Source organism: Vreelandella sp. ssv (assembly GCF_059448525.1).
This window is the reverse complement of sequence record NZ_CM182545.1, coordinates 1684803-1708965: the sequence shown is the minus strand read 5'-3', so window position 1 is coordinate 1708965 and position 24163 is coordinate 1684803. Positions and strand designations below refer to the sequence as shown.

Annotated in this window: 14 protein-coding genes; 6 read left to right on the top strand and 8 right to left on the bottom strand. The window is 54.1% G+C overall.

The genetic code is table 11. The features are described from left to right. Positions 1–7: 7 nt before the first annotated feature. Positions 8–5998 carry a peroxidase family protein gene (locus AC5TBW_RS07765; RefSeq protein ID WP_495511503.1) on the bottom strand — a complete coding sequence of 1997 codons (5991 nt, stop codon included), beginning with the start codon at positions 5996–5998 and terminating at the stop codon, positions 8–10. Between the two features lie 687 nt (positions 5999–6685). Between AC5TBW_RS07765 and AC5TBW_RS07760 the strand changes: the two genes are divergently transcribed. From AC5TBW_RS07760 to AC5TBW_RS07745, 4 genes are read left to right on the top strand one after another with little or no spacing between them, the layout of a single operon-like run. Then, complete coding sequence (locus tag AC5TBW_RS07760) at positions 6686–8320, top strand: GAF and HD-GYP domain-containing protein (protein ID WP_495511502.1); 1635 nt, start codon at positions 6686–6688, stop codon at positions 8318–8320. Positions 8321–8364: 44 nt separating this feature from the next. Continuing rightward, positions 8365–9138 carry a 3',5'-cyclic-nucleotide phosphodiesterase gene (locus AC5TBW_RS07755; protein ID WP_495511501.1) on the top strand — a complete coding sequence of 258 codons (774 nt, stop codon included), beginning with the start codon at positions 8365–8367 and terminating at the stop codon, positions 9136–9138. 8 nt (positions 9139–9146) lie between these two features. Then, positions 9147–10481 carry a tetratricopeptide repeat protein gene (locus AC5TBW_RS07750; RefSeq protein WP_495511500.1) on the top strand — a complete coding sequence of 445 codons (1335 nt, stop codon included), beginning with the start codon at positions 9147–9149 and terminating at the stop codon, positions 10479–10481. An 11-nt stretch (positions 10482–10492) separates the two neighbouring features. After that, positions 10493–13255: a FecR family protein gene (locus AC5TBW_RS07745; RefSeq protein WP_495511499.1), complete on the top strand. Its 2763-nt coding sequence runs from the start codon at positions 10493–10495 to the stop codon at positions 13253–13255. 14 nt (positions 13256–13269) lie between these two features. Here AC5TBW_RS07745 and AC5TBW_RS07740 read toward each other — a convergent pair whose 3' ends face one another. From AC5TBW_RS07740 to AC5TBW_RS07725, 4 genes are all read right to left on the bottom strand, one after another. Continuing rightward, the gene (locus tag AC5TBW_RS07740) at positions 13270–15450 is read right to left on the bottom strand and encodes a CHASE2 domain-containing protein (RefSeq protein WP_495511498.1); all 2181 of its coding nucleotides are present in this window, start codon (positions 15448–15450) and stop codon (positions 13270–13272) included. A gap of 443 nt (positions 15451–15893) precedes the next feature. Next, complete coding sequence (locus tag AC5TBW_RS07735) at positions 15894–16385, bottom strand: arsinothricin resistance N-acetyltransferase ArsN1 family B (RefSeq protein ID WP_495511497.1); 492 nt, start codon at positions 16383–16385, stop codon at positions 15894–15896. Between the two features lie 47 nt (positions 16386–16432). After that, complete coding sequence (locus AC5TBW_RS07730) at positions 16433–17059, bottom strand: LysE family translocator (RefSeq protein WP_495511496.1); 627 nt, start codon at positions 17057–17059, stop codon at positions 16433–16435. A gap of 230 nt (positions 17060–17289) precedes the next feature. Beyond that, entirely contained in the window at positions 17290–17472 is a 183-nt protein-coding gene (locus AC5TBW_RS07725) for a hypothetical protein (RefSeq protein WP_495511495.1), read from the bottom strand. Between the two features lie 135 nt (positions 17473–17607). Between AC5TBW_RS07725 and AC5TBW_RS07720 the strand changes: the two genes are divergently transcribed. Next, a complete protein-coding gene (locus tag AC5TBW_RS07720) occupies positions 17608–18363 on the top strand; it encodes a phosphatase PAP2 family protein (protein WP_495511494.1) in 756 nt (251 codons plus the stop codon). A 216-nt stretch (positions 18364–18579) separates the two neighbouring features. Further along, positions 18580–19110, top strand: coding sequence for an invasion associated locus B family protein (locus tag AC5TBW_RS07715; protein ID WP_495511493.1), 531 nt, complete (start codon positions 18580–18582; stop codon positions 19108–19110). A 468-nt stretch (positions 19111–19578) separates the two neighbouring features. Here the strand turns inward: AC5TBW_RS07715 and AC5TBW_RS07710 are convergent, their stop codons facing one another. The 3 genes from AC5TBW_RS07710 to AC5TBW_RS07700 all read right to left on the bottom strand — a co-directional run bounded on the left by AC5TBW_RS07710 (position 19579) and on the right by AC5TBW_RS07700 (position 23524). Next, a complete protein-coding gene (locus tag AC5TBW_RS07710; RefSeq protein ID WP_495511492.1) occupies positions 19579–19941 on the bottom strand; it encodes a hypothetical protein in 363 nt (120 codons plus the stop codon). Further along, complete coding sequence (locus AC5TBW_RS07705) at positions 19925–22522, bottom strand: CHAT domain-containing protein (RefSeq protein ID WP_495511491.1); 2598 nt, start codon at positions 22520–22522, stop codon at positions 19925–19927. The genes AC5TBW_RS07710 and AC5TBW_RS07705 overlap by 17 nt, the downstream gene beginning before the upstream one ends. Positions 22523–22894: 372 nt before the next feature. Beyond that, positions 22895–23524, bottom strand: coding sequence for a hypothetical protein (locus AC5TBW_RS07700; RefSeq protein ID WP_495511490.1), 630 nt, complete (start codon positions 23522–23524; stop codon positions 22895–22897). Between the last annotated feature and the right edge of the window lie 639 nt (positions 23525–24163).

Here is a 24163-nt window from a genome sequence, read left to right as displayed (position 1 = left end):
TCGTTCGTTATAGGTTGAAGTCGCTCACTCCCAGCTCATGCCGACCCTTGATGCTGATTGAGAAATCGGCATCATCGTCTCCGGTCGTGTTGCCCTGGACAACGGTGTAGTCCTCCCCGTCGCGCGTTTGATGACTGAACATGAGCTGACCGACGCCGGTGAAAGCCTCCGTCACCAACGTGAAGCTCTGGTTCCCCGCTGCACAGCCATTCGCGTCCAAACCGCCGAGGTCGATACGGTCACCCGGCTGAAACCCCATAATGGTATCGCCGTCAGCATCCGCCACGGAGAGGAAGCGGAAAGTATCGTTTCCCGCTCCGCCGTCCATTACGTTGACCGCGCGGCTCGCCGTGATCGTGTCGTCTCCCAATCCCGTGACGATGTTCTCGATCCCCCACAAGCCATCATTGCCGGTCTCGGCGCTCGAGACGCTGCCACGTCCCATGAAGCCGGTACCAAGATCTGCCGTGATCGCTGCCGCAATCGCTGACATGTCCAGCGTGTCACTGCCGCTGCCTCCCACCATGTCGTCGCCGTAGTAGGTGTCGTCGCCGTCCCCGGCTTCGGCCACGAACATATCGTCTCCGGCGCCGCCAAAGACCGTGTCGTCGCCAGCACCAGCATTGATAAAGTCGTTGCCGTCCTCGCCAAGAATGCGGTCGTCGCCATCATCGCCGTAGAGCATATCGGCGCCGTCGCCGCCGAGGATGTCGTCGTCGCCGTCATGGCCGAAGACGACGTCACGACCGCCCAAGCCCATGATCGTCTCACCTTCCGCCGTTCCGACCAGCGCATCAGCACCTTCACTGCCAGCCATGGCTGCTACCGGTATGGGAGCGACGATATCCTCCTCATCCTCCTCGACCTCCGACTCGTCATTAGATTCGTCATCCTCCTCGGTAGCCTCGTCACCGCCGCTATCGCTCTCGCCTGGCTGCTGCGCCTCGTCGGCGATCTCGAAGCTGACGGAGTTCTCGTCGTCGCCCACTAGAGCCTCGCCTGCTTCATTGGCCTCTACTGAATGGTCAGCGAGCGTCGTGCCGTCGGCAAGTTCGACGACATCCTGCTCCCTGAGCTCGCCCACGACCGTGTCGTGGCCGCCCTTGGTCTTGAAAACCACCCGGTGGGCGGAACTGAGTGCCGAGATGTCCAAGACATCGTCGTCCTCAGACCCCATCACGTGGATGGTGCTCATCGCCAGGCTGGTCCCGGTGAAGTCGCCGGCAATCGTAAACGTGTCGCCGCCACCCTGTCCGTCGATGACGATTTCCTCGATGTTGGCGAGTTCCGCCATCACCACACCGTTGCGAACGATGACAATCTCCGTCCCAGCGTCGAGGTCGGTAAAGCCCTGCGCCTGTGCATTGGCCCGATCAAGGACCGCGAAGGATTCGGCTGCATCGGCGCTGCCGAGGATTTGTGCGGTATCGACTTGATTGCCGCCATCCAGGATGTCGCGCCCGCCATCAGCCTCGGTGATCAGCAGGTCATCACCCGCACTGCCAAACAGGACGTCGTCGCCGATGCCTCCGTTCAGCACATCGTTGCCACCGCCACCGTTGAGGTCGTCATTACCGGCACTTCCTTCGAGGATGTCGTCACCGGCTATACCGAAGAGAATATCGTCCCCCTCTCCGCCCTCAAGGACATCGTCCCCAGTCCCACCGCGAAGGTCATCCGCGCCGGCGCCGCCCAGTAACGTATCGTCGCCCGCCCCACCGTTGAGGAAGTCATCCCCTTCGCCGCCGTCGAGGGTGTCGTTACCGTCGGCGCCGATCAGACGATCGTTGCCAGCACCGCCGAAGAGAAGGTCGTCCCCCCCAGCCGCGAGCAGGTTGTCGTTACCGGCCAGGCCGATCAGGATGTCGTCCCCCGCGGAGCCCTCAAGGCGCGTGGCGCCAACGTCGTTTCCGCTGGTGCCGGTAATAACCCGCACATCGACATCGCCGAAGGACAGCACTTCAATGTTGCTGACGAGGTCGGTACCGTCCGAGAGCCGGTTCTTGCCGGTCACTGGGTCCACCGCCGCATCGTCCACATCGACATGCGCAACCGTGAGCCGACCGGACTCTTGGTCCACCGAGATCTCATAAGCGTCACGGTCGCCCCAATAGAGGGCCGTATCGATACCGGAATCATCCTCGAGGATCTCGCGGACGATCTGCAGTTGCCCGGGGTTAATCCGCCCCTCGACCATCCAGGCCGACAGCGGACGCGTCACATCCGTACCGTCGATGGTGAGTGTCAACGGCCCGTCCATGCTGTCGACCGTAGCGATCTCTTCGCCGGTACCATCGCGGTTCGCCATGATAGCGATGCGCACGTTGAGCCACGCATCGCCGTCGATCACATCATCGCCGCCACGCCCCTCAATCAGGTCGTTGCCGCCACCGCCAAGCAGGATGTTGCCCCCGGTAAACACCGACTTCTCAGCGCCGGAGCCATCGGCCCAGTATTGCGCGTTGCGCATCATATCTGAGGTGATCAACTGGTCGAGGCCATTGATCCGGTCGATACCCGCCTGGTCGAGCTCGTTATGCATGAAATTGCCTTCGGGCGTCGGGTCGGCAATGAGGGGCGTCACTGCCTCCTCTTCGTCGCTCCGGTCGTCGCCGCGCAGGATGTCGTCGTACACCCAACCCGACATCGCCTCTACCTGGCTGAAGCGATCCCGCAGCACTTCCAGCGGCAGAGTGGTGAATACTTCCACGTTCATGTCGGCGTCGGCCGCCACATTCTGGCCTTTATGAATGACCCAGTCGTGACCCCACATACCGATATTCTTCTGTATGCCTTCTCCGGCCACCATGATGTCGTCACCTGAGTCGGCGTCGTAGTCGGTATCGCCCCGCCCGCCGTTGAGTACGTCGTGGCCGATCACTGTGGAGTTGAAGAACAGCTCGCCGTTATCACCCGCGATGTACTCGAAGCGCCCCTTGCCCTCGGCCCAGTCGTTACCCTCGTTTCCAAACAGTGCGTCCGGGCCATCGCCGCCGAGGAGGAAGTCGTCCCCCATGCCGGCGCGAATCTCGGACCCGTCCGGGCCGGTGATCAGAAAGTCCTTGCCACGGCCACCGAAGATCAGCGCCGCGCCGCTGCCGCCATGGATGACGTCGTTACCCTCGTCCCCCTTGAGCATGTCGACTTCGCCGATATCGGTCCCGGCATTGGTGATGATGTCGTCACCCTCGCCGCCGTTGATCATGTCGACACCGTACCCAGCCTCGATCCGGTCGTCGCCCGCGCCCCCCCAAACGGTATCGTCGCCACCGCCAGCGACGATCCGGTCGTTGCCGTCCGTACCCTGGACGACGATGTGGTCGGCGCCGTTATAGCGCAGATAGGCGCCGTTACCTTCCGCGTCGGGCACCCCGCGCTCAACCAGCTGAGAGGCTGACTGGAGGAATGGATCCTCGTGTTGAGGATCTTCTACCCCGGTCATCTGCAGCTGCTTGGCGTAATCGAGATAGAAGATGTGATCCGGGGTCGAGAAGATATCGGCCGGGAGCGCAAAGCCGGTCTCCCCAAGGTCGGTATTTGCCAGCGCCATCTTGGCAAGGGAGTTGTTCTCCAGCTCCGTCAGAAGGTTCAACCCCTGGGTCCGCGACAGGTAGTAGAACCGGTCGGCGTCCTGCAGGTTCTCAAGCTGCATTTCGAAGACAAAGGCGAAGGTGGAGCCGAGCATGCCGCCGAAGGGCATCTTTTTCTCGGCGAGGCCGCCCATCCACAGGTCGATGTCGTTCACACCCGTTTGCTCGGCCGGTGCATTCAGCCAGTCGAGACGCGCCTCCCGCGCGGCCGCGCTCTCACCCGCGACACCCAGAACGAGATCGGTAGCCGCCGCACGTTTACCGGCGATGGTATCCTCAGAGGTGACCGACTCATGGGTACCGTAGGCGGCGATGAAGTTGATGACCGAGGCAGGGTTCTTCATATTCTCGGCGAAGTCGGCCCAGCTCGTGTAGGGCCTGAGCTGCGAGTCGCCATCCGCCATCTCCATAAACTGCGCGCGTGCCTCGTTGAGGGTAGGCATGCCGGTGTCCCGCCCGCGTGCGATGTTGATCGCGGGAAGATCGAGCGGAATACCGAGGAGCTGGTTACGCAGGGTGTTGGTGACGAACTCGTCGATCTCGTTGCCGGTCTGTGCCGTCATTCCGCGCAGGATCGCGCCCGCCGCCTCGTCATGGCTCACAGTGTCCGAGCCGAGAGCCAGTGGATTCAAGAAGGCGTCAAACAGAGCCATGTCATCACGACTGCCATCCGCATTGATGCGGTCGACCGTCTCGTTAAGCATCGAGTGTCCGAACCGGTAGACCACGTGCGCGAACTCAGAAAAAATGACCGGATTCAGCTCGGCGTCGGGCTGCACAATGAAGACATCGATATCCGGCTGGATCTTCCGTGCGAACTCCTCGAAGACGAGGTGCTGATACTCCATTTCGGTCGTGAAGCGGGCTGCCTGGAAGATCCTCTCGCCGTCCCAGGATAGCGCCTCGATCTCGGACGCGGCGGGCCACGAGGTGAGATCCGGACCGCTCAGCCACTGGTTGAGGAAGTCGAGATCTCCGCTATCGAGCACCACCGATTTCACCTGCTCCGCAATGCGATTGTGCTCGGAGTGGAAGATGTGGTGGATCGAGGTCAGGCCGATATTCTCGTTCCCACGACCGTCGCCGTTGATATAGTGCGCATCCAACAGCTCGTTATCATAAGCAGTCTGGCTACCGCGCAGGTCGAAGGCGCCGCTGTAGCCGGTCTCGGAATCGTCGTCCGCTTGCAGTTCGCCGTTAGCGAGCACGGGCACTGCGGCATGGGCGATGTCGTCCAGGAATGCCGTACCGGTGCGTCCCGCGCCGACCACAGACGGGTTGACAGGCTCTGCCAGATTGCCCTCGGTCAGGATGGGGTTGCCCTCGTCATCGAAGCCAGTGATCAGTTGTGGTAGCCCGTTTTCGCCACGCAAAAACTCGCCGTAGGGATCAACCGCGATCAGAGGAACGGCGCCCACATCCATGTCGGTAAGCTCGATACCCAGCATCGTGCGCGCCTGGGCCTTGATGTCAGCCCAGGTCGGCAGGCCGCGCGCGCCGTCGAGCAGGTTACCCGTTGCCACGGGCCGGCCATCGACCATCGCGTATTCGCGCAGGAAAACCTGGTGCGAGGGATGCGACGTGTAAGTCTGGTTCTGATCCACCCACGGCGTAGTGACGTTGCCTGCCGCATCGTCGGTGGTGGCGCGGGTCAACACCATGAAGTTGGTGTTGGGGCTATCAGGGTTGTAAAGCGGGTCATCCGGCGACAGCGGCATGAAGACAGTGCCATTACCCCCTTTCGCGACTAGATCCAGCCCGTGGTCGAAGAACTGGCCAAACAGCGTGAAGACGGAATTGTAGGAGGCCGATAGTCCCTCGTCAGGAGCGACGTTAGGCAGCATCACCGTGGGGCCGTCCATCTCGATCCCGTACTGATCGAGCATTGTATCGAGGTCAGCCTTCGCATTTACGTAGACCGGGTTATCCTCCTCAAGGCCCGCTCCCTCCAATGCCCGCACCAGCGCGTGCTGGTCGCGAATCTCACCTACGGCATCGAGCATTGGCTGGCCGTTCATTCCCGCATGCTGGAGTGCCGTCGCGATCGCCGCCGGGTTATCCAGCGTTTGGTCGACGATCAGGTTAGAGATCAAGCGCGGTTCGGCATCGACCACGTTCCCCTCTTGACCGTAATCGTTGTTGGTGGGATAGCCGAAGCCGTCTGGCAGAGCACCGCTCCCCTGCCCCAACGAGCCCTCGGCAATCGGCCCGAAGATTTCGCCCGCGGCCCCCCACTGCTCGCGGCCGATCCCGAAGTTGTTGTAGCTGCCATCCACAGTGCGTAGGCCAGTGGGCAGAAGCGGACTATCGACCAGCTCTTCAAGCGGCGTTCCCGCGGAATGTGCTTCCGCGACCTTGATCTGATCCAGAATGAATTGCAGATCATGTTGGTTCAGTTTAACGGCCATGTTCCCTCCCAGACCCCACCGGGCGCTGCGAATTGTTCTTTTTTGAATGAAACGTTATTTTGCGGCCCCTAAACGTCACCAGCGGGCTGCTATTTCCTCTCTTTGAAAGCCGACAGGCATGTCGTCTCACCTCATCCGACACATTATCTAAGGTAACTTTTCCAGGCCCATCGCTTACACAAGGTTACGTTCAGAAATACTTTCTTACCTCCTCAAAATTATCATTAGTAAACTTTGAGTAACTTAGTCCATAGGGATCAATCTACTCATCTATAGAGAGGTGGTTTTAGTGGGGAATGAAAGTATTAAAGTCAGCGGCAAATGAGGCTTTAACTTGGTTATAAAACCTTCATTTGCTAATGACACACCTATGCCGCAGCAGACGATGGGGCAGCCCCGTCGCGACGACAGGTAGGTGGTGAATGGCATCTTCTGAAGGGTTTGCTATGGCGGTAATTGAAGCGAGTTTCCAGAGCATTAAGGCTCTGGGCTACCGAAAGTAGCTGATAAAACTCATCGATTTATCCCTTTCAGGTGAGCTGAAAGTGGATAACCAACGTGCCTGCTAATCGCGTCGCCACCCAATTTCGACTATCCAAGTCAGCAATTCGATTAGAATTTACATCTCTTCTGGATTAACCCATCACATCCTATATAATGAATGAAACAAGATGAGTTAGGTGCTATATGAATATGGAGGCTTATGACAATGACATTACCCGTATTCGTCAACTCAACGAGATCGGCATTGCCCTTTCCTCCGAGCGTGATCATAACGCTTTGCTTGAGAACCTCCTCACCAGTGCACGCGAATTAACCCAGGCAGATGCTGGCACGCTTTACACCTATGATGCTTCAAAACAGCAGCTCTCATTCGCTATCGTCCAGAACGACACACTGAACCTCCGCCTCGGCGGGGTTAGCGAACCAGTAGGCGAGCAGTTTCCCATCATTGATTTATATCAGGCTAACGGCTTACCCAATCACCATTTGGTAGTAGCTTACACCGTCTTGAACGACTGTACGGTCAACATTGATGACGCTTACTCCGCGAAAGGATTTGATTTTTCAGGCACACGAAAAATCGACCAGGCAACGGGGTATCGATCGCGAGCGTTTCTCACCGTGCCGATGCACAATCACCACGGTGATACCGTAGCGGTGTTGCAGCTTTTGAACAAACGTACCGCAAAGGGTATTGATGGTACTTTCAGTTCGGCTGATCAGCATATTGCAGAGTCTCTTGCCTCGCAGGCCGCCGTTGCCATCACCAATCATCGATTGGTTGACGAAATGCAGGCTCTTTTCGACAGTTTCGTCCGCGTTATTGCCAAGGCTATCGATGCCAAGTCTGCCCATACCGGCGCGCATTGCCGCCGTGTACCCGATGCCACTTTACTGCTCGCCGAGGCGGCACACCGCTCTAAACACCCTGAAGTAGCCAGCTTTACCTTAACTGACAACGATCGATACGAAATTAAAACGGCTGCCTGGCTGCACGACTGCGGAAAAGTCGTCATACCGCACCATGTCATGGAAAAGTCGACGAAGCTTGAAGGGCTATTTGACCGTCTCCCTACAATTGAAGCTCGCTTCGCAGTCAAGCTTCAAGCACTTAACACGGCACTGTTGCGTGCTGAGTTCGATGCTTATCGCCGCGGTGAGTTATTGACTGACGCAGAACGCAATGACTTCGTAATGAAGCATTTAGCACTTCAGGAGCATCTCGCGCTGGTTCGTCGCTCGAATACAGACGGTGAGTTCATAGATGAACTTGATATTGAAAGGCTCAAGGCGATAGCCCAAGAAACCTGGGAAGATACCGATGGTCAACGCCAGCCTTTATTAACTGAAGACGAGCTAAATAACCTGTGTGTTCGTCGTGGCACACTCAATGATGAAGAGCGCAAAATCATTGAAGGACATGTGACTGCCACTCTCAATATGCTTGATGAGCTGCCCTTCCCGAAACACTTACAGCGCGTCCCTGAGTATGCGGGCGGCCACCACGAGCGAATGGACGGAACGGGTTATCCCAAAGGACTGACCCGCGACCAGCTTTCCCTGCCGGCGAGAATGTTGGGTATTGCCGATGTTTTTGAAGCACTCACAGCGCCAGACAGGCCCTATAAATCCCCGATGAAGCTGTCCCAAGCCCTAACCATCATGGGCCAAATGGTAGAGGATCAGCACCTCGACCCGGCTTTATTCGCTGTATTCATCGAGGAAGGTGTCTACCTCGATTATGCGAATCAACACTTAGAAGATTATCAAATAGACGCTGTTGATATTGAGTCATTACCGGGATTGCGTAACGCGTAATTCAATAAAAACAACCATTAACCTTCTTTAAGATACTTATAATCATGCAAATAACCACCCTGGGTGCAAGTGGGGGGCTTGAACCACAGCAGGGCACTACCGCTTTCCATTTGCCACCTCATACGCTCATTGATGCTGGCACAGGCGCTCAGAGGCTCAGCATTTCAGAGCTAACGTCACTACAAAGCGTACTGCTAACCCATGCCCATCTTGATCATATTGCAAGCCTCCCACTTCTGATCGACATGCAGTTTGAAGCGCTTGCCGACCAAGAGCGCTTCTTCAGTGTCTATGCTCTTCCGGAAGTGCTAGAAACACTTAAACGACATATATTCAACGAGCATATTTGGCCTGATTTCACGCGGCTACCCACATCGGACGCCCCTGTACTACATTTTGTACCTATCACCTTGTGGCAGACATTTACATTACCCGGTGAAGCAAACATTGCGTTACAAGTGACGCCATTCCCCCTCTCTCATGGTGTACCCACTTGTGGCTACTGTATTCGCGATGGGTCCCATCAAATGGCTATCTGTGGTGACACAGGCCTTAGCGAGTCCACCATTGCCTCACTTAACCGCTTAGGACAGCTGGATCGCTTGGTCATCGAATGTGCCTACAGCAACCAATTTGATACGCTGGCAGAAATCGGCCATCACCTAACACCTTCGCGCCTCGCTTCGTTACTTGAGTCTCTGGATACCCCCCCCAAAGAACTATGGATTACACACTTAAAGCCTAAATTGCGTGAACGTATCGCTATAGAGCTGCAACAGCATCTCCCTTCTCATCTGAACTGGTCCCTTCCTGCATGAGGCAGTTGATGCTGATTAATGTACTTCAATGCCTTCTTGGCGCCCTGCTTGGCATGGCGATTGTTCCCACTGTTTGGGCTTACCAAGCAGAACTTAATAGTGCAAAAAACTTATTGGTTCAAGGCGAGAACCAGTCTGCCTACTCTCAACTGCAAGCTATAGAACTCGAAAATAGCGGTGAGCCGGAGTTCGATTACTGGTTGGGGGTTGCCGCCCTTCGCGCGGGTGAGCCCAGTCATGCGTTGATGGCATTAGAACGCGCTATTTTACGCCAACCCAGCCACGCGGGGGCGCGCATGGAGCGCGTAGCTGCCTTGGTCCAGCTCGACCAATACGGGGCTGCCGAAAGTGAAATTGAGCAGTTGCAAGCCCTTTCTCCCCCACCCGACGCTCAGGCCGCCATTGCACGGTTTGAAGCAATGATCGAACAGCGCCGACAAGCCCAGCACGGCCCGAAACACCAAGGCATTTTAGGCGTGGATATCGGTTATGACAGCAACCCACAGCGTTCTCAAGATCAGTTTTATATCGACTTGTTGCCGGGGCTAACTACGCCAGTACTGATATCTGAACGCTCTTCAAGTGTCTACCAGCGTTTACAAGGCAACTATCAAGGTATTTTTCCTATTGATCCGCAGTCCCGCTGGCGTATCAGCACTGTCAGCCAAACTCAGCGCTATATTGAAGAAACAGCGCAAGACTACGATCTCACTATCGCGCAAGCGCAAGTTGGTTATGAGCGTGATCTAAAAGCGCAGCGCACTGTGACGCTTAACGGCAGCGCTCTGCAGGGGTGGAGCGGGCGTAGCCAGCATCGACTGCTTACCCGCTGGGGTAGCGGAGTGGATTTACGCCACCCCATAGGAGTGGACAGCGAACTTACTTGGCAGCTCGACGTTCAGCACAACCGCTTTAGCGCCGCTAGCAATAACTTCGACTCGGGTCGTTTAGGCGTACAGCTAAGCACCAACCATGCAACTTTTCGAACCCGTTTAAACGCGCAAATCGAGCACGAATGGGCCGCCAGCTATCGCGATGGAGGTGATCTTCTTCGCCTGATGTTAGGTGCAGTTGTCGACTATCCTCTTGGTAATCGTCACCTCATTCGAGCCAACCTTAACCATCGAATCCACACCTATCATGACGAGGGCTTCGCACTTTATAACGACTTTGCCCCCACAGCCCGTCGTGATCACATTTGGAATGCACGGCTCTCATGGCTTCATCAACTCAGCACGGACTGGCTGTTTGAAGCAAGTGGTGATATTGAACGCCGTCGCTCCTCTGTCGATTTTGACACATGCCGCTACCAGACACAGTTAGCGCTTCGCTACCTTTTCTAACGGAGATTCTTATGGCCTGTTTTCATAAACGTCCATTAGCTCGCTTTACATCGATCGGCCTGGGTAGCCTGGCGCTACTCCCTTTTCCCTCCTTTGCAGATACACCCGCAGGACGGGTTATGTTTGTTCACGGCGATGCCACCATCGAGCGTGACGGCATCCGACTACCGGCTGAGCGTGGCGACGATTTTTTTGCCGGCGACACCTTTCACACCGCTCAAGCCAGTACGCTACAGCTGCGCTACAGCGACGGCGGTACTAAGGCGATTCGCCCCGATAGCTCCTACATCCTTGAACGTTACGTGCTCGACGAAGAGACACCGGAAAACTCGTTACAAAGTGGTGAACTTATCCGCGGAGGGCTGCGCTCGATTACCGGTGCCATAGGTAAAAATGCACCGCAAAACGTCACGCACAGAACCCCGGTTGCCACCATAGGGATACGAGGCACCAGTTTTCAAATTCTGCATGTACCGGAAGGTGGTACTTCTTCCCTCCCGGGCGTTGATACGGGCAGCTACTTTTATGTGGAAAGCGGCATGCTAGCCATGTCGACGAATGCAGGCGACACCCTGATACGACCTGGACAAGTCTTCTTCACACCATCTTTAGATACCGCACCACAACTGGTTCCCGGCGGTATTGGCATCTTTGAGCAGCTCGATGACAACATGCCTCAGGGGGGTGAGACTGAGAGTGGGGAATCAGCAGCAGCAACGCCCCCAGACAACACAGCTAGCCCCCCAAACAGTAATGTCACCTCAGAAACACAAGTCGAGCCTGACAGCCCGCCCAATGAGGCAGCATCTACTGAAACATCTATCGGCCCCAGCACATCCTTTGCAGGTACTTTTTTTGACAATACTGGACTAACGCCAATAGAAGCCGATAGCTCAATACAGAACACGATTAGCGCAGCTCAAAGCGAGCAACAGCTCCTAGCGCAGCTCCAGGGCGCAACCGAGCGCAGCCAGAACAACAGCACCAACAATGGCGGCGGCAATAGCGCTACCAATAACGGGGTCGGTAACAGCGGCACCAACAATGGCGGCGGCAATAGCGCTACCAATAACGGGGTCGGTAGCAGCGGCACCAACAATGGCGGCGGCAACAGCGGTACCAATAACGGCGTCGATAACAACGGCACCAATAATGGCGGTGGCAACAGCGGTACCAATAACGGAGTCGGTAACAACGGCACCAACAATGGCGGCGGCAATAGCACTACCAATAACGGGGTCGGTAACAGCGGTACCAACAATGGCGGCGGCAATAGCACTACCAATAACGGGGTCGGTAACAGCGGTACCAACAATGGCGGCGGCAATAGCGCTACCAATAACGGTGTCGATAACAACGGCACCAACAATGGCGGCGGTAACAGCGGCACCAATAACGGAGTCGGTAACAACGGCACCAACAATGGCGGCGGCAATAGCGGTACCAACAACAGCGGCGGCAATAGCGCTACCAATAACGGAGTCGGTAACAACGGCACCAACAATGGCGGCAGCAACAGCGGCGGCAACAGCGGTACCAACAACGGAGCCGGTAACAACGGCACCAACAATGTCGGCGGCAACAGCGGTACCAATAACGGTGGCGGCAACAACGGGATCGGTAACAGCGGCACCAACAATGTCGGCGGCAACAGCGGTACCAATAACGGTGGCGGCAACAACGGGATCGGTAACAGCGGCACCAACAATGGCAGCGGCAATAGCGCTACCAATAACGGGGTCGGTAACAGCGGCGCCAACAATGGCAGCGGCAATAGCGCTACTAATAACGGGGTCGGTAACAACGGCACCAACAATGGCGGCGGCAATAGCGCTACCAATAACGGGGTCGGTAACAACGGCACCAACAATGGCGGCGGCAATAGCGCTACCAATAACGGGGTCGGTAACAACGGCAATAAGGGCGTCGGCTCCAGCAGCAGAGGAATCGACTACAGTAATCAGGCTACCGGAACTGGCAATAGCAATAGCAATAGCAATAGCAATAGCGGCCAGGGGAATGGTAATAACGGCCAGGGTAACGGCAATAATGGTCAGGGGAATGGCAATAACGGCCCAGCATTAGATGAAAGTAACAATACTTTCGTCTCTTGGGTCGACTTTGAGCCAACCAGAGCTCAAACGCTCGTAAATGTCGCAGACAGGGAGATTTTTGAAGAACTTTATCGTCAAAATATCACCCCTTCAGCTCAAGGGGCTTATTCTGTTGATAGTGGTGAAATTGTCTGGGGTTACTGGGCGAAAGGCACAGAAGTCCCCGCGTCTGTGGGTAGCTCGAAAGCCCTGGACGAATCCATCGTCTTTATTGCAGCTTCCAATGAAATTTCGGACTCGTTAAGTGCAACGCTAAGTGAATCAGCACTTAATGCCCTGCGCGACCAACTTGCATCGGGCGTGACATTCAATTGGGAAGCAGGCACTGGCTTAGTGCCTAGTGATGGCGGCGAGATTATACAGATCCAACCCAATAGCTCTATATTGCTATCAAACCGTGAAGGTGTGCAGGTCGAGATTCTATTAGATGGTTTTGGCAAGTTGTTAGGCAATAATCCATCAGACACGTTTTCATTGGACGGTATCAATCTGACGCACGAGGGGTGTAGTGGTAATAGCTGCTTCGAAGGTGGTGAGTTCAATGGCCGCTACATAGGAGAAGAAGCCGCTACCATCATGAGCTTGATTGAGGCCTGGGGAGAACAGACCGGTGATTACAGCGGCACCGGTATTTTTGTTCGGCTTGCTCCACAACCTTAAAAGGTGGAATGGCGTTATTTCCGAGTATGCGTCCAGACGCCGTCCCAGCTTACTGGTGGCGGCTCTGCCTTGAAATGCTCGATACGCGCTAGATACATCTGCGTAGGTGGGTCTTCCGGATCAAGTTCACGAAAGGCACGCGCGGCGGCTTCAAAGTCCGCCGCGTGGTAGTGGTTCAGCGCTTGCTCGAATGCGGCATGCCACTCGCACGTCTCTTCTGAAAGTGTTTCCCAGCGACCCAGTGGCTCTAAAATCCACAACGGTGAGTTGCGGCCGTGAACCCGCACTTTATCTAGACGACGATAGCACCACTTCGGCGCCCGAGCAGCGGTATTATCGCTGACAATGACACTGACCCCGTACGTTTTGGTCAATCCCTCCATGCGCGACCCAAGGTTCACATTATCACCCATAACGGTATATGCCATGCGGTAACTTGAACCCATATTGCCTACTCGCATGGGCCCAGTATTAAGTCCAATACCCATCACCAGCGCCGGTCTACCTTCAAGGATAAATTCACCATTAATCCTGTCTAGTGCCTCTAGCATCGCAAATGTTCCTTCAAGGGCGTGATCGGCGTGTTGCTCGTCCTGCAGTGGGGCACCCCAGAAGGCCATAATGGCATCGCCCATGTACTTGTCGATGGTGCCATTACATTGGTAGATAGCACCCGTTAGCGGAGTCAATAAGCGGTTCATGACCTCGGTAAGTTCCGTGGGCGGGATCGATTCACAAAAGGCAGTAAAACCCCGTACATCAGAAAACAGTACGGTGAGTTCTCGCTCTTCCCCTTCCAAGCCGAAGCTTTCGCCGCTTTCGACCATGGCCTTAACCAGCTGGTGCGGAACGTACTGGCCAAACCTCTCTGCCACCCAGCGTTTTTGCTGTGTCTCTCGAAGGAAGTTCATCGTTAAGTGCCACAGCATTTGTGCTACCAGCAATACCAACAGCCCGGCAATAGGCAGCGCGAGCCCTTGATGCCACGCCCATAGATTGCCCCCTACGGATAATAAGAGGAGCACACCGCTTACTATTATTAGTAAGGGTGCGCTTAAACGGGGGTACAGCAGTATCATGATCACGCCTAAAGCAATTAGGCTGACTAATTCCAAGCCCATCACCCAGGGGGGCTGAGCATGTATGCGTTGGTGCAACATCCCAGCCAGCAGGCTCAGATTTATCTCGGGCCCGGGATAGACCGCCCCAACGGGTGTTGAGCGCAAATCCATTAGCCCCGGCGCGGATGCGCCTAAGACAAGTGTTTTACCCGCCAAAGCGCCCGGTTCAATCTGTCCTTTTAAAATGTCGGCCGCTGAGAAGTAATCAAAGTGGCCACGCGGACCATACCAGGGCACCAGCGCGGCCCCCTGCCCATCAACCGGGATCTCGAAGCCGCCAACATTCAGCGCCTCCAACTGAGAGACACCTGCCCCTTCGCCAATTATTGGCGTAATCGATGGTTGCCCCAACAAGGTGAGTAGCATCGCCAGGGGTAAACTGGGATATAGCTCCCCCTCCCAGCGTTGCAGCATTGGGACACGGCGAAACACACCGTCTTCATCCACACGAGGATTATCAAAGAAGCCCGCACTCAATGCATTTTGCTGCAACACCGGTAGGTTGGCGGTATAGCGTTCTGGTTCGGGAAAAGGGAGAGACTGGGATGTTTCGACGCTAACAGGCATGGGTAGCTGCCCTACAGCGGGCGGGTCACTAGGCAGCCGGGATGATTGGAAATAGTACCCCAACACCACCGGGTGATTCGCCAAGACACGTGCCAACTGCTCGTCGCCATCAATGGGCAGGGGTAAATCATTTAACTGGGGATATTCGCGGGTTAGATCTTCCCAGTGCTGTTGCCAAAGCACCGTCTCTGGCTCGGAAAAGACCACGTCAATGCCTAACAGCCCGGCATTGTAATCAGTAAATAGCGTTTCCACCAACTCTGCTAATGTAGCTCGAGGCCATGGCCACTGGCCTATTTCATAAAGGCTGCGCTCATCAATATCAATAATCGCCAATGAAGGGTCGGCCTGTTCGATGAGTGTACCGCGCACCTTCAGGTCATATGCCTGCCATTCAAGGCGTTCCAGAATCGGTAGTGGTACCCAGCCTGCTTTCCCTGCCAACAATAGAGAAGTAATAAGCACACCGCCGATAAATTGAAGCCAGCTCCAATAGCGATTTTCCATGGAAGAATGCTGTAGAGAAGAGACTATCGCCACGCCAAGGCCTCATTACTAATGTAATGATAAAGTACCATGTTCGTTGTATTGAAATCATAAGAGTTGATGGTATTTCGCTTCGATAACACAAGTGCGAAAGCCATTTTAAGAGGTCTTACTCAACGTTAAGGTGCTAACACTCTAAGTAGGAAATCCTCAGCGGGTACGGGGCGACCAAATAAGAACCTGAAGCGACCCTGTTTCGTATTCACTCAATCCCTATTTTTTTCCAATCACGCTGCATTTAAACAAAGTCAAAATAGCCTCACGCTAGCAGATAATAATTGTTGCCGTTATTAGAAATTAATCATCCAATTGATCGCGCTCACCACCGATTTCATCTCACATACGAGGCTAAGACGCTGTTGTTCGAAAGCCGCTACCCAGGCCTGAAAAGCATTGAGTCACGTTCAGGCATGCAAGCTTAGCTGCCAGTAGCCAACGTCTTGCCACTGGTTGAACTTAAACCCGACCTTTTCAAAATGAGCCACTTTCTTCATGCCCATTTTTTCGTGCAATGCGACGCTGGCAGGGTTGGGAAGCGTGATGCCGCCAATCACCGTATGGATTCCGGCTTCTTTGAGTTTGGAAAAGAGTGTTTCATACAGCTTTGCGCCCAGGCCCCTGCCCTGCATCTGATTGGCAAGGTAAACGCTGACCTCAACTGAAAATCGGTAAGCGCTTCTTTCCTTCCATTTAGTCGCATAGGCATAGCCCACTACAGCATCACCTTCCACCGCCTCCATCCAGGGAAGGCCCGCCCCCTGAACACCCTCAATTCTGCTTTGGATGTCTGAACCCAATACTGGCGTTTCTTCAAATGAAATAGCAGTATTTTCAATGTAGTGATTATAAATCTGCGCGATAGCTTCCGCGTCACCCTTAACGGCATTTCTAATCATCGTTTTTTCCGTTTATATTTTGACGGGTTAATCTCACCGAACACTTACTACGCGGGCCGCTTAGCAAGCAGCGCCCATATACCCGCCGAAGAGAGTAGCGCCCCACCCACTACATTAAAACGGCGCTGCGCACGACGCGATGCAAGCACCTTGCGCACTGATGACGCGAATACAGCGTAGATAGTGGCATTCAGCGTTGCCAACGCCACAAACGTGATCGCAAGTATCCAAAGTTGTTGCCCCGCATCAGCGTTCGGGCTGACGAACTGTGGCAAAAACGCGACGAAGAAGATAATGCCCTTCGGGTTGAGCGCAGTCACGAGATAGGTGTTAGTGAAGAGCTTCCAGCGCGAACCTGATACCGCCGGGGTTACCGGCTGCACCGACGATATACCGGCACGCAACAGCTTGATGCCCATATAGAGCAGGTACACACCGCCGATCCACTTGATCACGGTAAACCAAAAGGCCGAGGTGGCTAACACCGCCCCAAGGCCAAGCAGCGAAAAGAGCAGCGCGGTTGAATCACCCAACGCCACCGCAGCAACAAGCGGAATATTAGCGCGCCTGCCTTGGGCGATAGAGTAGCTGACCACGGTCAAAATCGTTGGCCCAGGAATGGCGAGCAAAGCCACCGACGCCAGGGCAAAGGCGAACCAGATTTCAATCGACATGGGAAGCTACCTCACAGATTGTTAATGCTACGTTAGCATAAGCTAAAAAATGATTGGAGTGCCCTGCTATCAACTAAGTGGCTTAAATTGATAGGTACCCGCCATCCAGCTGCGATGCTGCTTCACTTGGCCTTGCCCATGTTGGGCAGCCGCCCGCGACGAGCTAGCCGCCTTCCGCAAGCAACTCAAGGAACGCCTAACGACCTACGCTGCCATCGAACGTGAGCGGTTTAGCAGCCAAGAGACTTTGACAGGCGCCCTGGCATACATTGCGGCTTGGTCAACGCCTTACCGAAACGGGGGTGGAATGGGTCGAGGAAGTGATGGAAGCGGATTAGCTGGTGGTGAAACGGCAGCACCATAAGATCAGCCCCTGCGACTGGCGCAAGACCGTCGGCGACAATACCTGACATACTGCCAAACTCCTTCTGCCAAAACGTCAATAGGCTTAGAATAAAGCGCTTTTCCGCGCGATTGATAACCCTGGCACAATAAGAACGCCTAAATCGACGTTGCGCATCACTTCATCAAAAGCAAAGGAGTTGCAAATGCAGCACCATGAAAAACTCGGACAAGCTGCACGCTATAGCTTCTCCCTGTTGGCTCGGCTCGGCCGCTACGAACTAGCCATGCTGCTATGCGTTGCGGCACTTTCCGGCGGGATTTGGGGGTTCGTCGCGCTGGCCGAAGAAGTTATCGAAGGGGACACCCATAGCGTCGATGAGAGCCTGCTGCTCGCCCTTCGCAACCCCGCAGATCTTAGCGACCCGATCGGGCCGGGCTGGGTTGAGGAAATGGGCCGGGACTTTACCGCACTAGGCGGTGTTGGCGTGCTGGTAATCATCACCTTGGGCGCCCTGGGCTACCTGTTACTCGCCAGACACTATCGCGCGGCTCTCTTTGCCTCCATCGCGGTGCCCGGTGGCATACTACTCAGCAGCGTAATGAAGATGGGCTTTGACCGCCCTCGTCCAGATCTCGTGCCTCATGAAGCCATGGTCTACACCGCGAGCTTTCCCAGCGGCCACTCAATGATGTCTGCCGTGACCTACCTCACCCTGGCCGCGCTACTCATCCGCGTACAGCCCGCGCTGAGACTGAAGGCTTACCTTTTAATACTGGCGATATTGTTGACCCTACTAGTGGGCATCAGCCGCGTTTACCTTGGGGTTCATTGGCCGACAGATGTACTTGCGGGCTGGACAGCCGGGGCAAGCTGGGCAGCGCTGTGCTGGATCGTGATGCACTGGCTGCAGCAGCGTGGGCAGGTAGAGCCGGAAGAGAGAAGTTCGGATACCGAATAACTTAGCTCAAGCAGAGCTGAGCAACAGGGCGAGTGTTTTCCAGTGGCGTGGGAAAAATTTATACTCGACATGAAGCCGGTTAAGAAGAGAAAACTGGGTGGAAAGGTAAACCACCCAACCACGCTCTCTTAACCCAGGGGGCTCGACCTCAAGCGAACAAGCAGGCATGGTGAGTATTATTATCCACCATCAGCGAACCAACAGGAAGTTATGCCAATGCCGAACTCTCTTAATCAAAACCTATGCAGGATGGGACTATTATCGCTCTTGGTGTTGTCTCCCAACGCATTCAGCCAACAACCGGGGACGGCTTCCGGTAATGATGTTTCCATCGAGTCGTTCCAGGATTGGGAAGTCCGTTGCCAGCGTAATGCCGAGGGCCCGACCCCTTGTGCGATGTCGCAATTGATTACTCAACCTGACAGCGACCAGCCACTGATGCAGGTCATTCTCGACTATCCGCCTCAGATCGATGATCCGGTAATGAGCTTCTTCGTGCCGCTGGGGGTACGTCTGGCTCCAGGTTTGCAATTCGGCGTGGATAACGGTGAACCAATTCAGTTCCCCTATCAGGTATGCCAGGAACAAGGCTGCCGTGCTGACGCTCCCATTGAACCGGCGATGCTGCAGCAACTCCGTAGTGGCAATACCGCAACGCTCAGCATGATTAGTCCACGCGGTGAACGCATGGACGTAGATATCTCACTGATCGGCTTTACCGATGCCAGTACCCGCATCGCTCGCTGATCTTAGGGACCTTCCCCGACACAGCCGGCCCGCAAGGGCCGGCAATTCTCCTCAACCGTTGCAGCTGGCTTGAGCTTCCGCATGCTGCAGTGGAGTCAATGCACAAAATACCCTTTACCACTTATCAACCGTCGTTATCGGCCAGGAGCGGACCTTGGCCAGCGCAGGGAGATGCTGCGGCGCGGCCCGTTATACCGGACCATGGCAGGCGAGCGCAGCAATTCGGGGATTCGGATGAGTAAGTTGGGGACAAAGCTGTGGTTCGCTGTCGCTGCATATTTTCGGCTGAGGAATGAGGTCAAGGCGGATACAGATATTTCTCTGCAGGCGGGAACAGGCCGAGTTTCTACAATGCGGGCAGAAAACACTCAGTTCTAGGCTTGAAAATCCCGTTGGCTTTCGAAGCCAAGGCTGATGTCGGCCCGTCGGAATATAGCTCGCCACGGATAAACGATATGCCCCGCGCGCTCAGGTAATAGTAATACGTTCCGCGTCCAGATCTTTGACCTGCTCAATGAGCTTCTTCACTTCTTGATCATCGAGGTACGCGGGGAACTCCAGCCGCTGACCCTTTTTCCCAACGATTATTATCGTCTGGTTCTGGCTTTGCTGTGCCACTTTGAGCAGACCAGTGATGAGTGCCGTCAGAGCAGTGCCAGCCGCACCTACGATAGCTACGAGCACGACCGCGTCGAGTACACGCGTCTTAATCTGTGCGTCTCGCACCTCTAGATCAACGCCCTCCTCGGCCAAACTGGTCTGGGCCTCAAGGTAGTCCTTTAGTTCGGATACCGTCAGGATATCCGGGTCGACATCAATTCTCAGTTCCATTTTCTCTCGCTCCCGACGCTAGCGCACCTGGTAAACCGTACAACAAATATGGTGCCCAATGAACAAGGCTGCATCCATCGAGGTAGGCATTGTTCGACGATCGTTTCGCTATGGTCTTTCGTGCCAATCGAAGGGCCTCCTCGACGCGCGCTCCTTTCAAAACTTCCTCATAAAATTCAGCAGCGAAATCTGAAGCGCTTACGTCGAAAACCGCATCGCTGGCGTGAATGATTGATTTGACGCCGGCTAGAAGAAACGCACGAACCAGGCCGAAAGCATCGTCAACATTGCTAATGCTAGACGCCCCGGAGTGGCAAGAGTTCAGGAACACAAGCGGCGCTGCTTGAAAGCGAATCCGTGCCTCGATCTCGAGTGCGGTCAGGTGTCGTTCATCGTCGGGCAACTCGCGCCCCCCAAGTATCAGAGAGGACATCATTGGGTCGGATGCCGCGAAGTGGCTATGTCCCGCGAAGTGAAGAATTTTGAGATTCGCCCGTTGGCAATCGGCGATGAAACCATCACGACTGAAATCATCGGCAACAATAGCTTTTATGGCGGAACCCTCGGACCTGAGAGTTTTAGCTATGCTTTCGACTTCATGAGGCGTTCCCGGCAGATCGGCAGGTGTGGGACAATAGATGAGCGCGCTCGTGGTTCCCTCGACCTGGGTGTTACCTTCGAGTTCGTCAGCCATCAGTTGTAGCAATGAAGCGCTATAATTCCGGATGATAGCCCACTGGAGTCCAAATTTGGTTCCATCCATCTCGGCGATTTCCCATGGCATGTAATGCAAAGCGCCCTGGGGCAGCAACACAACCGTATCTGGATCGTGTTTACAAAGTAGTTCGGTTAATCCCGACTTGTGAAATGCACCGCCGATCTCGTGAGCAAGGTTGCCAAGGATAGCTTCCATAGCTTGTACATCACCGGCATCCGTTGGTTTAATCGTTCGAAGATCATGCAATTGGGAGAAAATGTGCTCGCGCTCACCGCGCGTGAAATCTGTGGAACGATGTTCTATCGACCCATTGGTTACATAAAGAAACTGCAGATTCTCCCTTTGTGGAAATTCCACGATGTAAAGGAAACCCGCCTTGGCCTCGGGATAGTAGGCTTTTTGCAAATCCATCAGTACTTTTCTTGGATCGGCTCCATCAATCGAACCCGTTTCTACCATTTCATATTCGGTGCGCATCGTTCTCAATTTGAAGACGGCATTCTGATGCGACGCCGTCAGATTCTTGATCTCATCGTCGAACTTCTCTCCCGTTATGAAACCGTTCTTGAGCCGACTTCTCAAACTTCTTCGCTTTTCGGTAGAGAAATTCGTCTGCCAGCGAAGATCAATGCGTTCGCGCAAGGCTTTCAACCAGCTTTCATCGCTCAAATCAAGCCGCCGTCTCATATTTGAAAGATGACGAGTTATTTGATTTGCTTTCGATCTCTCCAGCTGAAGAAGAAAGGAATTACGGCGTTCTTCATCAGATTTCGAGCACGTAGCTTGCGACAGTGCAAATAGATATTCGGACCAAGAGCCGAAGTACAGATCGGCGAAACTAGATTGTAGCTCATCGTGAGCCTGGGCACCGGCGGCGCGATCGAAAAAGTTAGCGGCATGCTCCAGCAAGGGTAAAGCTTCTTCATGCCGACCCTCGGTGTTCAAGACTGTGCCCAAGTTTTGGTTCACCCTGGCCAAACCTATTTGATCATTTATCTGCTGCTTGATGCGGCCAGCCGTATTAAACGCACCTTTCGCATCGTTGAGCTTGTGGGCTTCGACACAAGACGTGCCAAGGTTGAGAAGTGCGCTGGAAAGCGCGGAACCGTGCTTAAGCCAAGAGTACCCGGAGATGGCTTCCCAATGAAGAGCGATCGCCTCATCATATCGTTCTTCATCTCGGCGCAGCAAAGCCAGGCAATCGAGGCACTTTAAGTATTGAGCATACGCTTTATGCTCTTGGAAAAGCCGCGAGGCCAATTGATAGTATTTATCGGCCATCGATCGGCTGATCTCGGCGTCTTCCAGCCCTTCTTTCGCCACATCGGTTAAAAGGTTAGCGCTCGCCAAGTAACACAATCCTAGATGTACAGGCTCATTGGCCTTTTGAAGATGACTTAGAGCGCGATCCACATAGTTGATCGCGGTACGTCTAGCTCCAAGACCACTGTACGCGATACCTATGTTGTCCAAAGTCTGGCCGATACCTAGATTGTTGCCGACTGCTTCGAATGCCACGAGCGCTTTCTCGAAAGCTTCAATCGCTCGAGTCGGGCTTTCTTCGATAATCAGACCACCTAGGTTGAGGTAAGATTTTCCGAGGGCTTCGCTGTCATTCAGGTTGGCGGCTAGCTGAATTGAGCGTTCGAGTAGCTCCCTGGCCGCCGGCATTTTTTCTTCGACTATGCGGCAGTGGCTCAAAGAAATAGAAGCTTGTAGTTCCTCGTCTTCGAAAGCGAGTTTTTGTGAAATCTCTATGGCTTCAGAAAGCAGAGCTTCGGCTGATGCAAGGTTATCGCCAGACAGCAGAACGTTTGCCCTGTTTATTCGTTCCCGAACTTTCTCTCGTTCAGACGCAGACACTGATCTCGAAACCATTGTTCCTAAACATCCACAATCGAACCAGAAAATTTTCTGCGGGCAACTCTTTGCTTCCAAGGGATGCTCACCGAGTTCGGAGCTTAGCTGAATGTCCGTAGAGTAACCGCGCAAACCAACCAAGCCTATGAGTGGCTTCCCGTGTCCGCTTTTTTAATGTCAGAAACTGTCCTATGAGCGAACGCAGCGAAGGTCAGTTTCCCGACCATCGTGACGGTGACGTCGAGGGAGTCAAGCATCTCGACGGCTGTTAGGAGAGGGTCGTCAGCTGTCTTACGCTATTCTTCAGCATAGACTAACATTCCTCATTCGGCCAAAGCGGACTTTTTGGAGCCATTGATATAGCGCTTTAACGCCTCAAGAAGGGGCGCCGCTTTTCGGCGTCCCACTTGCTTGATTTGTTAGTTCCTCAAGCCCGCTGAACGAGCCTAGCTTGGTCGCTATATCTGTTTTTTCTATTTCTATATACAAGCAAGCGATAATTTCATGGCAAGTGAGCCAAATAGCTAGTTTCGGATTTTCTAGAACGAACGTGGTCCTTTGAACCACTACATCTCCGATCACTATTTCGTCTTTGACCCCACTTCCAAATTCGTTAACAAACTTATTCTTTTGGTTTTTATCCAGTTTGTTTACATATTCATCAAAATTGAAGCTGGTATTTTTGACGTTATGGGCTAATAAATTTCTAAGCTCTGCGAGAGAGTACAATACATTAGCTTGATCTTTGTACAGAGCATCCGTTTTCTTCAGTAGCGCCACCCGCCCTACTTTTCGATTGCCCTGCTCTAGGTAGCTAAAGTTATCCTCAAGCTCAGGGTGCCTAAATTTGTAACTCAATATGTGAGTACATGCCGCTTCAATTAATGCGCTTATTTTTATAACAAACGACCAGTCATCCTCATTAAGTAGCTGAGTATAAAAGCCTTGGGGCAAACCAAGTCTTTCTTCGAATTCATCGATTTTTTTCTGGATTTCACTACTCATAGGAACCTAGCAGCGTATTATGCGGCGCGTTTTATGATTGAATGAATGTGCTGGCACTTGTTTCTGGCAAATGCAGCCTGCCGGATTTTCCCAAGCCTATGACCCTTTGGGCTGTTAATTTCCATTAGGCTATATAGCCAAAATTCGCGACCCTGCTGCATTTCCAAGAATGACCGCTTTGGGTCGATAGCACCTATACTCGAGCATTCCTATTTCGGCCAAAAGCGGTCTTTTAGTAAACACTGATGTAACGCTGCCAGCATGCGCGTCTTTGTAGTGGAGGCGAAGCCGCAACGAAAAAGGCGTCGCCGTGCCTGGCCTGGTTATGAGTTACCACGTTCAGCTCAGACACGATCGTTTGAGTTCCAATGCCCGTTTTGCGATGCTCAGATTTCTGGAAACATCTGGCTCCAAACCCATATGCTCAGTCGCTTCCGACAAGTAATTAGCTATTGGCTCCGGTTCACTCTGACCCAGGCAGAGCTAAAAAACCACAGATAGGTAAGAGTAGTATTCGTCTCGGCCTCCTTCCATGGATGAAATGCCGATTGGGTCCCATTCGAAGAACAAAAGCTCATCAAGAGACAGGTATAGTTCTAGCTGATCCAGTGGAAGCTTTTTACCCATAACTACTCATAA